General features: G+C 72.6%; 15 protein-coding genes. 11 read left to right on the forward strand and 4 right to left on the reverse strand.

Translation table 11 applies throughout. The annotated features are described in order from the left end of the window. Nucleotides 1-143 precede the first annotated feature (143 nt). Entirely contained in the window at nt 144-335 is a 192-nt protein-coding gene (gene rpmB / locus BXA10_RS12530) for a 50S ribosomal protein L28 (RefSeq protein ID WP_013284551.1), read from the reverse strand. 218 nt (nt 336-553) lie between these two features. On the opposite strand from rpmB, the gene BXA10_RS12535 reads away from it, so the two are divergent. Then, nucleotides 554-2,164: a DAK2 domain-containing protein gene (locus tag BXA10_RS12535; protein ID WP_076470583.1), complete on the forward strand. Its 1,611-nt coding sequence runs from the start codon at nt 554-556 to the stop codon at nt 2,162-2,164. A gap of 36 nt (nt 2,165-2,200) precedes the next feature. Continuing rightward, complete coding sequence (gene recG / locus BXA10_RS12540) at nt 2,201-4,450, forward strand: ATP-dependent DNA helicase RecG (RefSeq protein WP_076470484.1); 2,250 nt, start codon at nt 2,201-2,203, stop codon at nt 4,448-4,450. Between the two features lie 106 nt (nt 4,451-4,556). Here recG and BXA10_RS12545 read toward each other — a convergent pair whose 3' ends face one another. Continuing rightward, the gene (locus BXA10_RS12545; RefSeq protein ID WP_076470485.1) at nt 4,557-5,705 is read right to left on the reverse strand and encodes an LPXTG cell wall anchor domain-containing protein; all 1,149 of its coding nucleotides are present in this window, start codon (nt 5,703-5,705) and stop codon (nt 4,557-4,559) included. A gap of 292 nt (nt 5,706-5,997) precedes the next feature. Here BXA10_RS12545 and rsmD point away from each other — a divergent pair, with 292 nt between their 5' ends. The 8 genes from rsmD (at nt 5,998) to mutM (ending at nt 11,372) form a co-directional block, all read left to right on the forward strand. Continuing rightward, nucleotides 5,998-6,561 carry a 16S rRNA (guanine(966)-N(2))-methyltransferase RsmD gene (rsmD, locus tag BXA10_RS12550; protein ID WP_076470486.1) on the forward strand — a complete coding sequence of 188 codons (564 nt, stop codon included), beginning with the start codon at nt 5,998-6,000 and terminating at the stop codon, nt 6,559-6,561. Then, a complete protein-coding gene (gene coaD / locus BXA10_RS12555) occupies nt 6,558-7,046 on the forward strand; it encodes a pantetheine-phosphate adenylyltransferase (RefSeq protein ID WP_076470487.1) in 489 nt (162 codons plus the stop codon). The genes rsmD and coaD overlap by 4 nt, the downstream gene beginning before the upstream one ends. 213 nt (nt 7,047-7,259) lie before the next feature. Next, complete coding sequence (locus BXA10_RS12560; protein ID WP_076470488.1) at nt 7,260-7,757, forward strand: SPFH domain-containing protein; 498 nt, start codon at nt 7,260-7,262, stop codon at nt 7,755-7,757. 109 nt (nt 7,758-7,866) lie between these two features. Continuing rightward, the gene (locus tag BXA10_RS12565; protein WP_076470489.1) at nt 7,867-8,430 is read left to right on the forward strand and encodes a YceD family protein; all 564 of its coding nucleotides are present in this window, start codon (nt 7,867-7,869) and stop codon (nt 8,428-8,430) included. 5 nt (nt 8,431-8,435) lie between these two features. Beyond that, nucleotides 8,436-8,609 carry a 50S ribosomal protein L32 gene (gene rpmF / locus BXA10_RS12570; RefSeq protein ID WP_076470490.1) on the forward strand — a complete coding sequence of 58 codons (174 nt, stop codon included), beginning with the start codon at nt 8,436-8,438 and terminating at the stop codon, nt 8,607-8,609. Nucleotides 8,610-8,723: 114 nt separating this feature from the next. Then, the gene (locus BXA10_RS12575; protein ID WP_076470491.1) at nt 8,724-9,707 is read left to right on the forward strand and encodes a phosphate acyltransferase PlsX; all 984 of its coding nucleotides are present in this window, start codon (nt 8,724-8,726) and stop codon (nt 9,705-9,707) included. After that, nucleotides 9,704-10,522, forward strand: coding sequence for a ribonuclease III (gene rnc / locus BXA10_RS12580; protein ID WP_076470492.1), 819 nt, complete (start codon nt 9,704-9,706; stop codon nt 10,520-10,522). Before BXA10_RS12575 ends, rnc begins: the two co-directional genes overlap by 4 nt. Next, a complete protein-coding gene (gene mutM / locus BXA10_RS12585) occupies nt 10,515-11,372 on the forward strand; it encodes a bifunctional DNA-formamidopyrimidine glycosylase/DNA-(apurinic or apyrimidinic site) lyase (protein ID WP_076470584.1) in 858 nt (285 codons plus the stop codon). Before rnc ends, mutM begins: the two co-directional genes overlap by 8 nt. Before the next feature lie 46 nt (nt 11,373-11,418). Here the strand turns inward: mutM and BXA10_RS12590 are convergent, their stop codons facing one another. Further along, nucleotides 11,419-12,255 carry an endo alpha-1,4 polygalactosaminidase gene (locus BXA10_RS12590; protein ID WP_076470493.1) on the reverse strand — a complete coding sequence of 279 codons (837 nt, stop codon included), beginning with the start codon at nt 12,253-12,255 and terminating at the stop codon, nt 11,419-11,421. 172 nt (nt 12,256-12,427) lie between these two features. Further along, on the reverse strand, nt 12,428-13,612 hold the full coding sequence (locus BXA10_RS12595) for a CAP domain-containing protein (protein ID WP_084752655.1): 1,185 nt from the start codon (nt 13,610-13,612) through the stop codon (nt 12,428-12,430). 373 nt (nt 13,613-13,985) lie between these two features. Between BXA10_RS12595 and BXA10_RS12600 the strand changes: the two genes are divergently transcribed. After that, nucleotides 13,986-14,180 carry a hypothetical protein gene (locus BXA10_RS12600; protein ID WP_076470495.1) on the forward strand — a complete coding sequence of 65 codons (195 nt, stop codon included), beginning with the start codon at nt 13,986-13,988 and terminating at the stop codon, nt 14,178-14,180. Nucleotides 14,181-14,495: the final 315 nt, after the last annotated feature.

Genomic DNA, 14,495 nt, shown 5'->3' on the forward strand with positions numbered 1-14,495 from the left:
GCTCGGCGCAGGGAGACCCTAACCGGACACACGGCGATGGTCTATGCCTCGTCGGCTACCTGTCAGACCTCGCGCATACGACAAGGCCGGCGGACCTGGGTCCGCCGGCTGGTCGTGATCGGGTGTGGTCGGCTACCGCCGGATCAGGCGCGGGTGACCTTGCCGGCCTTGATGCACGAGGTGCAGACCTGCAGCTTCTTGGTGGTGCCGCCACCGGCCGGGGTACGCACCGACTGGATGTTCGGGTTCCAGCGGCGGTTGGTCCGCCGGTGCGAGTGGGACACGTTGTGGCCGAAGCCCGGTCCCTTGCCACAGACGTCGCACACGCTAGCCACGGGATACTCCTGAGATTGAAACGTTCATGAGGTCGCCGGCCGCAGGTGCTGCCCGGGCAACCTGGCCAGGTTACCCGATGACCAGCCGGTCTGCCCAACCGGGCCGGGGCGGCGAGCACCGGTCACCGTGCCGGAGCCGCGAAGCAGGATAGCGGGCGGCCGCGGGACACGCCGGGCGAGCCCGGCGGGTGTCCGCCGCCGCCAGTAGGCTTCTCGCCGTGCTGGACACCCTCGACGCCGCCGCGGTCCGCCGCTGGTGCGCGGACGGGTTGGCCGCGCTCAAGCGGCACCAGACCGAGATCGACCAGTTGAACGTCTACCCCGTGCCCGACGGCGACACCGGCACGAACATGGTGCTCACGCTGACCTCGGCTCAGCAGGCGCTCGCCATGGACCTGGACACGCTCCCCGACGGCGAGGCCACGCCGCACGGGCACGCGCTGCGGCTGATGGCCCGGGGTGCCCTGCTCGGCGCGCGGGGCAACTCCGGGGTGATCCTCTCGCAGATCCTGCGCGGTTTCGCCGACGCGGCCGGCGCGGTGCCGGCGGTACGCGGGCGGGTGCTGGCGTCCGCGCTGGCTGACGCGACCGCCGCCGCCTACCGGGCGGTGACCCGACCGGTGGAGGGCACCCTGCTCAGCGTGGTCGCCGCAGCGGCCGCTGCGGCCGAGCAGGCGGACACCGACGACCTGTGCACCGTGGCCGGGGCCGCGGCGCGGGAAGCCGCGTCGGCGCTGGCGCGTACCCCCGACCAGTTGCCCGCGCTGGCCCGGGCCGGCGTGGTCGACGCGGGCGGCCGCGGGCTGTGCCTACTGCTGGACGCCCTGGTCGAGGTGGTGACCGGGGAACGTCCGGCCCGGCCGGCGCCCGTGCCGCGAGCGGTCGTCCCACCCGCCACCGCCGTCCGGGAGACCGGCTCCGACCGGTACGCCTACGAGGTGCAGTTCCTCCTCGACGCCGAGCGGGTGGCGGTCGACCGGATGCGCGATGTGTTGGACGCGCTGGGCGACTCCCTCGTGATCGTCGGGGACGGTGCCGCCGGCGTCGGCACCTGGAACGTGCACGTGCACGTCAACGACGTCGGCGCGGCGATCGAGGCGGGTGTGGTCGCCGGCCGGCCGCACCGGATCTCGGTGACCCGCTTCGCGGACCAGACCGCGCCACCGGCCCCCGCCACGGACGGCCGGGCCGCCGTGGTGGTGGCGCCCGGCGCCGGGATCGCCGAGCTCTTCCGTGCCGAGGGCGCCACCGTGGTACCGGGCAACCCGTCCACCGGTGAGCTGCTGGACGCCATCCGGGCCACCGGCGCGGCGCGGGTGGTGGTGCTGCCCAATGACGGCAACACCGAAGCGGTGGCGAGCGCCGCCGCGAAGGAGGCGCACCGTCTGGGCGTCAAGGTCAGTGTGGTGCCCACCCGTTCCCCGGTGCAGGCGCTGGCCGCGCTGGCGGTCCGTGACCCGGGGCGACGCTTCGAGGACGACGTCATCGCCATGGCGGAGGCGGCGGGGGCCTGCCGCTACGCCGAGGTCTGCCACGCCGGTCGCGCGGCGCTCACCGTCGCCGGGCCCTGCGCGCCCGGCGACGTGCTGGCCCTGGTGGAGGGGGAGGTGCATCTGATCGGGGCCGATCTCGTGGGCACCTGCGTCGCCGTGGTCGACCGGATGCTCGGCGGCGGCGGCGAGCTGGTCACCCTGATCTCCGGAGCCGACGCACCGGCCGGGCTCGTCGAAGCGGTCCGCGCGCACGTGGGGAGCCGCTGGCCGTTCGTGGAGGTGCACGCGTACCCGGGCGGGCAACCGCACTATCCGCTCCTGGTGGGGGTCGAATGAGCGAGCAGATCATCGGGTCCGGCGCGGGGGCGCGTCATGAGTGAGCCGGCCGGGGTGGACACGCCGTTGAAGAAACTGGTCGGGGAGAAGACCGCCAAGGCCCTGGCGTCCCACCTCGACCTGCACACCGCCGGCGACCTGATTTACCACTTCCCGCGCCGCTACGACGAGCGCGGCGAGCACACCGACATCCGTTCCCTGGACGTCGGCGAGCAGGTGACGGTGCTGGCCCAGGTGCAGCGCACCGCGGTGCGGCCGATGCGCCAGCGCCGGGGCAACCTGCTCGAGGTGACGGTCGGTGACGGCTCCGGCGGGGTTCTCACCCTCACCTTCTTCGGCAACCAGGCCTGGCGCGAGCGGGAGCTGCGTCCGGGGCGGTGGGGGCTCTTCGCCGGCAAGGTCACCGAGTTCCGGGGCAAGCGGCAGCTCAACGGCCCGGAGTACGTCCTGCTCGGTGAGGGGGGCGAGGGCGAGGCTGCGGCCAATGAGGAGGTCGAGGAGTTCGCCGGTGCGCTGATCCCGGTCTACCCGGCGGCCGCGGCGGTGCCGACCTGGGTGATCGCCCGGTGCGTCCGGGTGGTCCTGGACACGTTCACCCCGCCGGAGGATCCGCTACCGGCGGCGGTACGGGGCAGCCGCAACCTGGTGGGCATCGGGCCCGCGCTGCGGGAGATCCACCGGCCCACCAGCAAGGAGGAGCTCTACCGCGCCCGGCGCCGGCTCAAGTGGGACGAGGCGTTCGCCGTGCAGCTGACGCTGGTGCAGCGCAAGCATCGGGCCGCCGACTGGCCGGCGAAGGCCCGGGAGCCGCGTGCGGGCGGCCTGCGGGACGCGTTCGACGCCCGGCTGCCGTACGAGCTGACCTCCGGGCAGCAGACCGTCGGCCGGGAGATCGCCGCCGACCTGGCCACCGCGCACCCGATGCACCGGCTGCTCCAGGGCGAGGTCGGCTCCGGCAAAACCGTGGTCGCGCTGCGCGCGATGCTCCAGGTCGTCGACGCCGGTGGGCAGGCCGCGCTGCTCGCGCCGACCGAGGTGCTGGCCGCCCAGCACTACCGGGGCATCCTCGACCTGCTCGGTCCGCTCGGTCGGGCCGGGGAGCTGGACGCCGCACCCGACGCGACCCGGGTGGAGCTGGTCACCGGCTCGCTCGGCGCGGCGGCCCGACGCCGAGCGCTCGCCGAGGTGGCGCAGGGACGCGCCGGCGTCGTGATCGGCACGCACGCCCTGCTCTACGAAGGAGTCGACTTCGCCGACCTGGGGCTGGTGGTGGTCGACGAGCAGCACCGCTTCGGGGTGGAGCAGCGGGACGCGTTGCGGGCCAAGGCCGACCAGCCGCCACACGTGCTGGTCATGACGGCGACTCCGATCCCGCGCACCGTGGCGATGACCGTCTACGGCGACCTGGAGATCTCCACCCTCTCCCAGCTTCCGCAGGGGCGCTCGCCGATCGCCTCGCACGTGGTGCCGGCCGCCGAGAAGCCGGCCTTCCTCGACCGCGCCTGGCGTCGGCTGCGCGAGGAGGTCGCGGCCGGGCACCAGGCGTACGTGGTGTGCCCGCGAATCGGTGATTCGAGGTCCGGGGCCGGAGCGGCCAGCGCGGAGGCGCCGGACTTCGAACCCGGGTCGGTCGCGGAGGAGGCGGCGCCCCGGGAGGACGACTCCGGGCGGCGTCCGCCGTTGGCGGTGACCGAGGTGGCGCCGCTGCTGGCCGAGGGACCGCTGCACGGGCTCCGGATCGGCGTGCTGCACGGGCGCCTGCCCGCCGACGAGAAGGACGCGGTGATGCGGGCGTTCGCCGCCGGGGAGCTCGACGTGCTGGTCGCCACCACCGTGGTGGAGGTCGGGGTCAACGTGCCGAACGCCACCGTGATGATCGTGCTGGACGCCGACCGGTTCGGCGTGTCTCAGCTTCACCAGCTGCGAGGTCGGGTCGGCCGGGGTTCGGCGGCCGGGCTGTGCCTGCTGGTCACCGAGGCGCTGGAGGGCAGTCCCGCCCGGGAACGGCTCGACGCGGTGGCTTCCACCACCGACGGCTTCAAGCTCGCCGAGCTCGACCTGGAGCAGCGCCGGGAGGGCGACGTGCTCGGCGCGACCCAGTCCGGGCGCCGATCGCATCTGCGTCTGCTGTCCCTGCTGCGCGACGCGGATCTGATCCGGGATGCGCGGGCCGAGGCGATCGCCCTGGTCGAGGAGGATCCGGAGTTGACCGCGCATCCGGCGCTGGCCGCCTCGGTGGCCGCCCTGGTCGACGAGGAACGGGCGGAATACCTGGAGAAGGGCTGACGCGGCCCGACCGGATGGCCGGCGGGGCGCGGCGAGGGCGTGCACGTACGCCGAGGGCGCGCCGACCGGATGGTCGACGCGCCCCCTCGGTTCAGTTCAGTCGTGCTCAGGCGGTGAAGCGCACCTTGCGGCGACGCGCCACCAGGAACAGCACCACGCCGGCGGCCAGCAGCACGGCCGCACCGGCGATGATGGCGCTGGTGGCGGCACCGGTCAGCGGCAGCGTCGGCTCGTCCTCGCCGCCACCCTGGCCCGGAGCCGGAGTGTCGCACTCCTCGGGCTTCTCCCAGGCGATCGGCTCGGTCTCGTCGAGGCCCTCGCCGGTCGGGGTCACGGTCAGACCCTCCTCGGCCTTGAAGGCGACGGTGCCGGTCTTGCCCGGCTCGACGGTCAGCGTCTTGGCCTCACCCTTGTTCGGGGTGAAGGTGATGGTGACCGTCTCGCCGTCGGCCGGGTTCGAGATCTCGAAGATCAGCTCGTCGCAGGTCGACAGGTAGCCGCCCGACGGCTCGCCGGGCTTGACGCAGCCCTCGGCCGCGGCGGGCTTGTCGTCGAAGAGGGGCTCTTCCTGGTCCTCCTCGGTGACGGTGATCTTGCCGGCGTTCTTGGCCGGGACCTTGATCGTCTTGTCCTTGCCCGGCTCGACGGTCGCCTTCTCGCTGAAGCCGTCGGTGCCGGTGACGGTGAACGAGGCCGGCTTGGTCGCCTCCTCGCCGTTCTCCAGCTTGACCGCGACGTCGCCCGTGCAGTCGGCGGTCACCGTGGCCTTGGGGCTGGCGGTGGCCGGCGGCGGGGTGACGACCTTGTCGCAGCTCTCGCTGAACTTGATGGAGGTGCTCTTCGCCTCGGTTTCCTTGAACTTGTTGTCCCACTCGGCGCGGACGGTCAGCGACGCCTCGGTGACGTCGTTCGCCAGCCGGGCCTGACCCACCACGGGCTCGCCCACCGTGTACGGGTACTCCTTGCCCTCCACGGCGCCGGCCTGGATGCCGTCGATGGTGAACTGGCCGGCGTTCTCGCCGCCCGTGCTCACGGCGTCGGCCTGGATCAGCTTGTAGTTCCGTACACCCGCGGGGGCGACCGTCCCGACCGTCCAGGTCGTGACCCACTCACCGGTGGCGCTGTCGCACTCGGCGGTGACCTTGAGCTCGCTGTGGTGAGCGCTGGCTGGGGCGGCGAACGTGGCGACGCCGCCAATGCCGAGCAGCGCGCCGGCGGCTACCGCCACGGCGCGTCGGAAGCTCAGACGATTCACGTCTACTCCATGACTGGGGGGTTGGAGGTAGGAGATCGTGTCGGGCGGGGCGGAGTCTTCACGCCGTGCCCGACACCCGGCAGACCATAGCGACCCGGCACGGCGCGTTACAGCGCTCAGCGATCCTTAAGGATGATGTTGTAGATCCGTGATCTTAGATGAACGAGTAGTCATGCCGCGACTCCGTATCGATGTCGGCGATGGTCTTCCGCGCGGGTCCGTACGCCGGACCCGCTGCGTCCGCCGCGCGCCGGCCGTCGCGTAGCGTCCTGGGTATGGACAGGGGGAGACCGTGACCCGGATCGTGGCGGGGACGTTCGGCGGGCGGCGGATCGCCGCGCCGCCCGGAGCGGGCACCCGGCCGACCTCCGACCGCGTGCGGGAGGCGCTGTTCAGCGCGGTGCAGACCGAGGTCGACCTGGGCGGCGCACGCGTCGCTGATCTCTACGCCGGCTCCGGAGCCGTCGGACTGGAGGCGCTCTCCCGGGGCGCCGAGCACGTCCTGCTGGTGGAGGCGGACGCCCGGGCGGCCCGGGTGATCCGGGACAACATCGCCGCCCTCGGCGCCGGCCCCGCCGTCCGCCTGGTCACCGGCCGGGTGGCCACGGTGCTGGCCGGCGGGCCGGGGGGTGAGCCGTACGACGTGGTCTTCGCCGACCCGCCGTACGCCGTGTCGGACGAGGAGATCACGGCGATGCTGACCGCCCTCGTGGAGCACGACTGGCTGGCGCCGGACGCGCTGGTGGTGGTGGAACGGTCCAGCCGGAGCGCCCCGCTGGGCTGGGTGCCGGGTGTCACCGGCGAGCGCAGTCGTCGTTACGGGGAGACCACTCTTTGGTACGGTCGCCGATCATGAGACGTGCGGTGTGCCCCGGCTCCTTCGACCCGGTCACGAACGGACACCTCGACATCATCGGCCGAGCGAGCCGGCTCTTCGACGAGGTGATCGTCGGGGTGTTGGTGAACCAGTCGAAGAGTGGCCTGTTCACCGTCGAGGAGCGGATCGACATGCTCCGCGAGGTGACCGCCTCGTACGACAACGTCCGGGTGGAGTCCTTCCGCGGGCTGCTCGTCGACTTCTGCCGCGCGCAGCACGCGAGCGTGCTGGTGAAGGGTCTGCGGGCGGTCAGCGACTTCGACTACGAGCTCCAGATGGCGCAGATGAACATGGGGCTGGCCGGGGTCGAGACGCTCTTCATGCCGACCAACCCGCTCTACTCCTTCCTCTCCTCCAGCCTGGTGAAGGACGTGGCCAAGTGGGGCGGCGACGTCTCCGCGCACGTCCCCGACCGGGTCCGCTCCGAGCTTCTCGCCCGCCTCTCCCCGCCCGCCCGTCCCTGACCCCCGGTTCGACGGCCGGGGCCGGTCGTCTGCCTTTCGCGGGCGACCGGCGGGGAAGTGCCGCGAATCGTCCGGACCGCCCGGGTGGCTCGACTCGCCGGGTCGCCGGGGGAAGCGGTCGGGCCGCGCCGCGCGGGATGATGGGTGGAGCAGGAAACTGGCCGTAGCCCGCATCATGGAGATCGGCCGACGAACGACAGGAGTGAGGTACCGGTGGACCCGCTCGATCGCATCGACGAACTGATCGCCATGGTGGATACGGCGCGGTCCGTCCCGATGTCGCGGAACAACTGCATGGTCGACCGCGGCGAGATGATCGCCGCCCTCGACGAGCTGCGCGCCGAACTCCCCGCCGACCTGCGTCGGGCCGCCGCGCTGCTGGACGAGCGCGACAAGATCATGGAAGCCGGCAAGCGAGAGGCCGACCGGATCATCAGCGAGGGTGAGGCGGAACACGCCCGCCTGGTCTCGGTGAACGAGATCACGGTCTCCGCCGAGCACGAGGGCGCGCGGATCATCGCGGAGGCGCGGGCCGAGGCCCAGCGGCTGCGCGAGGAGGTCGACGACTACGTCGACACCGCCCTGGCCAACTTCGAGCAGTTCCTCACCCGGGCGCTCGCCTCGATCGAGCGCGGCCGTGACAAGATGCATGCGCTGCGTGAGATCGGAACCTTCGGCGGTGACGAGGCGGAGCGCCCGCTACCCTTCTGAGCGGCACCACAGCCAGCCGGTACGCGGGGTGGGCGTCGCCCCCGGTTCGACGGTCCGGCGGTCGCCCAGGTAACCTCGTTTGTCGGCCTCGTACGGCCGGAGTCTAACTATGCCTAAACACACGCCTAACCCACTCGACCCCAGGTCGCCGCTGGTCCTCGACACGAGGGACCTGCCGCGTCGGCCTGGCGCGTTGCGTACGGTCAAGCAGGTGGTGCCGGCACCGGAGGACCTCGGCGTAGAGCTGATCGGCGTGCCGGAGGGCGCGGACCTCGACCTCGACCTGAGGTTGGAGTCGGTGTCCGAGGGTGTGCTCGTCTCGGGGACCGTGAGCGGTCCGGTCCGGGGCGAGTGCAGCCGCTGCCTGCGCGAGATCAACGACTCGGTGGTCGTGCGGATCCAGGAGCTGTACGCGTACGAGAACAGCACCACGGACACCACGACCGACGAGGACGAGGTGGGCCGGATGCAGGGCGATCTGATCGACCTGGAACCCGCGTTGCGGGACGCGGTGGTGCTCACACTGCCGACCAACCCGCTCTGCCGGGAGGACTGCCCAGGCCTGTGCCCCGAGTGCGGGGTGCATTGGGACGATCTGCCGGCCGACCACAGCCACCAGCAGATCGACCCGCGATGGGCAAGCCTGTCGCAACTGACCCGTAAAGAGGAGTAAGAACCGTGGCCGTCCCCAAGCGCAAGATGTCGCGCAGCAACACCCGGTCCCGCCGGGCGCAGTGGAAGACCGCGGCGGTCGCGACCGTGGCGTGCCCGCAGTGCAAGTCCCCGAAGCTGCCGCACGCCGCCTGCTCCGTCTGCGGCACGTACAACGGCCGTCAGGTCCTCGAGGTCTGACCTGGACGCCGAGTGACGCCCCCGACCCCTGGTCGGGCGGCGCGCGCGCCCTGGCAATCGCCCGGTGCCCCGGCTCCCTCCGACGCCGGCCGGTCCGTTCCGGCCGGCGTTCCGATGGAGCCGGGCACCGTGCGGATCGCCGTTGACCTCCTCGGCGGGGACGACGCTCCCGCCGTCGTGGTTGACGGCGCTCTGCGGGCCGTACGCGCTGATCCGGACCTGAATCTGCTGCTCGTCGGCCCGTCCGAGGCCGCCGACGCGGTGATCGCCGCCCTGGACCCGGTGGACCGGGCCCGGATCACGGTGCGCCCGGTCCGCGACGCGGTCCGGATGTCCGACCACCCCAGCGCCGCACGCGAGGCGAGCACCGTTCGCGACGCCGTCGCCGCGGTACGCGACGGTACCGCCGACGCCATGGTGTCCGCCGGTTCGACCGGCGCCACCGTCACCGCCGCCGCGCTCGGTCTCGGCCGCTGGCCGACGATTCGTAACCCGGCTCTCGTCGCGACCCTGCCGGCGGTCGGCGGTCCCGTGGTGCTGCTCGACGTGGGTGGCTCCCTGGAGCCCCGCGCGGGCATCCTCGCCCGGCACGCCGTGCTCGGGGCCGCGTACGCCGCAGTGGCGCACGCGATCGACGCACCTCGGGTCGGACTGCTCTCCGTCGGCACCGAGGCAGGCAAGGGCGACCGGGCCCGGCGCACCGCCGATCCGGTGCTCGCCGCCGAACCGCTGCCCTGCAATGCCCGCTACGTCGGTCTCGTCGAGGGGTACGACGTCTCGTCCGGCGCGCGTGCCGACGTCGTGGTCACCGACGGGTTCACCGGTAACGTGCTGCTCAAGGCGGTCGAGGGCGCGTACGCGATGGCCGGCGGCCCGCCGGCTGGCGGCGGCGTTCCCCGGGCCGCGGCCCTGCTCGGCGTCTCCGGCACGGTGGTGGTCTGCCACGGTGCGGCAGTCGCCGCCGACGTCGCGTCCGGCATCGCACTCGCCGCCCACCTGTGGCGGCACCGCGCCACCGACCAGATGGCCGCGTTGCTCGCCGGGCACGCCTGGAAGGGCCACGACCACATCATCGACACCGAGGTAACCACACCATGAGCAACGACAAGCGGCGACGGGCGTCCGTCGGGCACCTCGAGGCCGCGTTCGGCATCTCGTTGGACCCGGAGCTGCTGGAGCGCGCACTGACCCACCGCTCCTACGCGTACGAGAACGGTGGCCTGCCCACGAACGAGCGGCTGGAGTTCCTCGGTGACTCGGTCCTCGGCGTGGTGATCACCACGGCGCTCTTCCACAACCATCCCGACCTGCCCGAGGGCCAGCTGGCCAAGCTGCGGGCGAGCGTGGTCAACATGCGGGCCCTGGCCGACGTGGCCCGTGGCCTCGGTCCCGAGGGGCTCGGTGCCTACCTGCTGCTCGGCAAGGGCGAGGAGACCACCGGTGGCCGGGACAAGGCGAGCATCCTCGCCGACACGCTGGAGGCGTTGCTCGGCGCGATCTACCTCCAGTACGGCCTGGACACCGCCGCCACCGTCATCCACAAGCTCTTCGACCCGCTCATGGCCGAGTCGGCCGGACGGGGTGCCGCGCTCGACTGGAAGACCAGCCTGCAGGAGCTCACGGCGGCGCTCGGGCTGGGCGTACCTGAATACCGGATCGAGGGCACCGGGCCGGATCACCTGAAGACGTTCACCGCCTGGGTGGTGGTCGCCGGCAACCGGTACGGCGGTGCCGAGGGGCGGAGCAAGAAGGAGGCCGAGCAGCGGGCCGCGGAGGCGGCCTGGCGGACCCTCACCGAGCAGGCGGAGCAGGACGGGCAGGTCGACTCCGAAGCCGGCGTGACCGGCGGATCGGATGGCCCGGACGGTACGCGGGGCGGAGACGCCGCCGGGTCGGACCCGATCCGTGCCTGAACTGCCCGAGGTCGAGACCATCCGGCAGGGGCTCGCGCAGTGGGTGACCGGACGCCGGATCAGCTCCGTCGAGGTACGCCACCCGCGGGCGGTACGCCGGCACGTCCTGGGCGGTGTGCACTTCGCCGACGTGCTGGCCGGCCGGACCGTGCTGGACGTACGGCGCCGGGGTAAGTACCTGTGGCTGCCGCTGGACAGCGGCGACGCGGTGGTGGGGCATCTCGGCATGTCCGGTCAGCTGCTGCTGCAGCCCGCCGACGCGCCCGACGAGACGCATCTGCGGGTCCGGTTCCGGTTCGCCGACGATGGCCCGGAGCTGCGCTTCGTGGACCAGCGTACGTTCGGCGGGCTGGCGGTGAGCGAGGGTGGGGCGGAACTGCCGGCCGAGATCGCGCACATCGCCCGGGACCCGATGGACCCGCTCTTCTCCGACGCGGCGTTCGTGGCCGCGCTGCGCCGCCGGCACACCGAGGTGAAGCGCGCCCTGCTCGACCAGACGCTGATCTCCGGTGTCGGCAACATCTACGCCGACGAGGCGCTGTGGCGCGCCCGGTTGCACGGGGCCCGGCCCACCGACGCGCTGACCGGCCCGGCCGCGCAACGGCTGCTCGGGCACGTCCGCGACGTGCTGGGTGAGGCGATCGCCTCGGGCGGCACCAGCTTCGACGCGCTCTACGTCAACGTGAACGGCGAGAGCGGCTACTTCGACAGGTCGCTCAACGTCTACGGACGCGAGGGCGAGCCGTGCCGGCGCTGCGGCACCCCGATCCGCCGTGAACCGTTCATGAACCGGTCCTCGTACAGTTGCCCGCGCTGCCAGCCGCGGCCCCGGACGGCACTGCGCGGCTGACCACGGCGGTCGGTGGGAGCGGCGGGTCCGGCGCCAGGCCCAGCTGTCAGGGCAGCGCGCAGGGTTCGCGCCAGGCGTCGAGGGTCCGCTGCTTGCGCATCGAGGCGAAGCCGTAGCCGACGGTGGTGACGCAGAACGCCCCGGTCGTGCCGGTGTACTCGACGTGGAAGACCGGCTTGCCGGCGTCGACGAACGGCAGCAGCTTCCCGCACTGGGCCAGCCGTACGCACTCCTCGTTGACGGCGAAGTCGAAGTCCGGGGCGAGCGCGGCGAGCTGGGGCACGTCGTTCATCAGCCCGGGGGAGAGGTCCAGCGAGCGGGCGAGCCCGGCCACCCGGCGGTTGAATTGCAGCTGGTCGTCGAATTCGAGAGGGAAACCCGACCGGTACAGGTAGCCGTCCGCGTCGGCCAGCGCCACCGCGCCGAAGCCCTTGCCGCGGCAGAGCCGGAACCGGTCGGCCAGCGCCGGTTCGAGCACGTCCCACCGTCGTACGTCCAGCCAGCGGCTCTGCGGGCGGTGGCCGGTCGCGCCCTGGACGCCCGCCGGGAAGCGGCTGGCGTCCGGGTCGCCGGTGTCCACCGAGCCGACGTGCACCTGGCAGATCAGGCGGCGGTCACGCGCGCGCAGCTCGGCGGTCTCCGCCGAGGTGGTGCGCACCGCGTCGAGCAGGAAGACGTCGGCGTCCACGTCCGGGTCGACCGGCCCGCTGAGCTGCCACTGCCACTGCCAGTGGCGAGCCGACGCGGCCGGCCAGGGGGTCGGTGAGCCGGGCGGGGCCAGCTCGATCCGGCAGGCACACATCGGCACCAGCAGGACAAGCGCGGCGCCGGTGGACAGTACTCGGCGCAGTCGGACGGCGCCTCGTCGCAGCCGGATCCGCATCGACAGCTCCCGGGTCCCGGACGGCGCCCTCGCCGCCCGCTCCGGTACGCCGCCCCATGTCGGCGTACCTCACCCGGTGAACGAGCACGGACCCGAGGACGACTCGCCGGTTCGCGCGGCGACGCCCCACCCACCCGGCCGGGCGGAGCGTCGCGCGCAGTCCCTCCGGCGGTCAGCGCGGCGCGGCGAAGTCCTGCGTCCAGTACGGTCCGTTGCTTGTCGCGATCCCCACGCCGATCTCGGTGAAGGCGCAGTTCAGGATGTTGGCCCGGTGTCCGGGGCTGTTCATCCAGGCGTCCATCACGGCGGCCGGGGTCTTCTGGTTCCAGGCCACGTTCTCGCCGTAGGTGCGCCACTGGTAGCCCACCCGGTCGATCCGGTCGCCCGGGTCGCTGCCGTCGCTGCCCGTGTGCGACATGTTCTCGTGGTCGGCCTGGTCCTGGCTGTGCCGCTGGGCCGCCGTCATCAGCTTGTCGTCGATGGTCAGCGCCTTGCAGCCCGCCTTGGCGCGCTCGGCGTTGACCAGGTCGACCACCTCGCGTGCCTGGGCGCTGACGTTGCCGCTCGGGGCGTTCGTGGCACCGCCGCCGCTCGGTGCGCTGCTGCGCTCGACGCTGCGCCGCGATGGTGCGGTGGTCCGTGCCTGCGACGGGGTGGGCCGGGTCGTCCGGCTGGCCGAGGGTGTGGGCCGCACCGTGCTCGGCGAGGCGGTCGGGGAGGCGGAGGTGGTCGCCGGAGCCGGCGCCGCGTCGGTGGGTACGACCGGCGCGGCGGCGACGGTGTCGTCCACCGCTGTCGCGTCGACCTCGCCACCGCCGCCACCGGGTAGCGCGATCGCGCCGACGCCGAGGCTGACCACCAGGGTGGCGGCTGCCGCGGCGCCACCGATGAGCAGCGGCCGGGGAAGCCGACGCCGGGACCGGTGCCGCCCCCCGGGAGCCGTCCGCCCGGGGGCGTTGCGCGGCCGGCCGTCGGTCTCGTCCGTGCCGGCCGGGTACAGCTGGGCGGTGTCGTCGACGGCGGGCCGCTGTGGGCCGGTCGTCGGATCGGCGTCCCACCGGTCCGGTCGTACGCCGTACGCCGGCTGCTCGGCGGCGTACCCCGGGGACCAGCCGTCGATCGCCCCGCCGGAGCGGTCCACGGGCTCGTCGCGCCATCCGCTCGTCGGCTGATCGTTACGCCAGGTGTCCGTCGGGCGGTCGTCGTGCCGGGTGTCGGCCGGTGCCTCCGGGTCGTCGCCGAACAGGTAGGCCGACCGGGGGGCGGGACGGTCGGTGAGCCAGGCCGGTTCGCCGGTGGGTGGCTCCGGGCGCCGCTTCGCGCCGTCCGGGTCGTTCGGGTCGGTCCAGCCGTACACGCCTGTCGCCTCCACGGGTCGGTTGCGGGCCGCGCTGACGCTACGGGTGCCCTGCGACCTGCGGCAACGTGGCTAAGAAAGAGTTAAGGGGATAGCGGACACCCGGGGGCGCACTTCCCACCATCGCGGGCGTACTGTTAACGCGTCCGGACAGAGCGTGTCCGTGCCTCGTGGCAGCCCCCCAGCGAGTGGACAGGCCGACGTGGAGATGATCTACGGCCTGCGAAAACTTGACGACAAGGGGGTTTGCGGCTCAATATATAGGTGTCGCCAGTCGCGCCCGGCCATGCCCAGATACAGCCTGGAATGGTAGTCGCGAACACATGGGCGCGCGTTGGCCGGCCTTTCCGGCAGCGCATATCAAGGAGTCAACATGGCGAAGGCCCTCTACGGCCACGTAGGTGCAGCGCCCGACCGGCGTCTGCTCGACGAGGTCACCCGACTGCGTGCCAGGGTTCAGGCACTGGAGTTCGAGCTCACGCGTCTGCGTGCCGAGAATGATCGGCTCGCCGCCGCGGCGAACGAGGCGGACGATCTGCTTCGGCTCGCCGAGCCCGCGCTCACCTGATCATCGCGTCGGAAAACTGAATCGCACCACGCAAAAAGCGCGCCGACACATCCGTGCCGGCGCGCAGCTTTGTCTCCACGTCTTTCCCGGCCGCCCATTGTTCGATCTTGTCGCCGTTCCGCTGAGTGGCGCGATCATCACCGAGGGAAACGGTGCGCCGATTCCGCCCCGCCGCGAATAACGTTTGTGTTTGTCGACAGATGCGAGGGGTGCCGGGTGGCCGGAGGATCCCGGTGCGCGGGAGCGGACCCGGGCCCGCACGGCGACGTCGGGGGCGGGTCGCGTAGCGGGGCCTCGGGTCTGCCGGGTTAGTCT

It is taken from the genome of Micromonospora avicenniae, from assembly GCF_900156065.1.
Classification (GTDB): domain Bacteria; phylum Actinomycetota; class Actinomycetes; order Mycobacteriales; family Micromonosporaceae; genus Micromonospora; species Micromonospora avicenniae.

Excerpts from the sequence above, each read along its gene's own strand:
- BXA10_RS12600 (WP_076470495.1), top strand. The coding sequence starts at position 13,986 with ATGGCGAAGGCCCTCTACGGCCACGTAGGTGCAGCGCCCGACCGGCGT.
- rnc (WP_076470492.1), top strand. The coding sequence starts at position 9,704 with ATGAGCAACGACAAGCGGCGACGGGCGTCCGTCGGGCACCTCGAGGCC.
- recG (WP_076470484.1), top strand. The coding sequence starts at position 2,201 with ATGAGTGAGCCGGCCGGGGTGGACACGCCGTTGAAGAAACTGGTCGGG.
- coaD (WP_076470487.1), top strand. The coding sequence starts at position 6,558 with ATGAGACGTGCGGTGTGCCCCGGCTCCTTCGACCCGGTCACGAACGGA.
- BXA10_RS12575 (WP_076470491.1), top strand. The coding sequence starts at position 8,724 with ATGGAGCCGGGCACCGTGCGGATCGCCGTTGACCTCCTCGGCGGGGAC.
- BXA10_RS12565 (WP_076470489.1), top strand. The coding sequence starts at position 7,867 with ATGCCTAAACACACGCCTAACCCACTCGACCCCAGGTCGCCGCTGGTC.
- BXA10_RS12590 (WP_076470493.1), bottom strand. The coding sequence starts at position 12,255 with ATGCGGATCCGGCTGCGACGAGGCGCCGTCCGACTGCGCCGAGTACTG.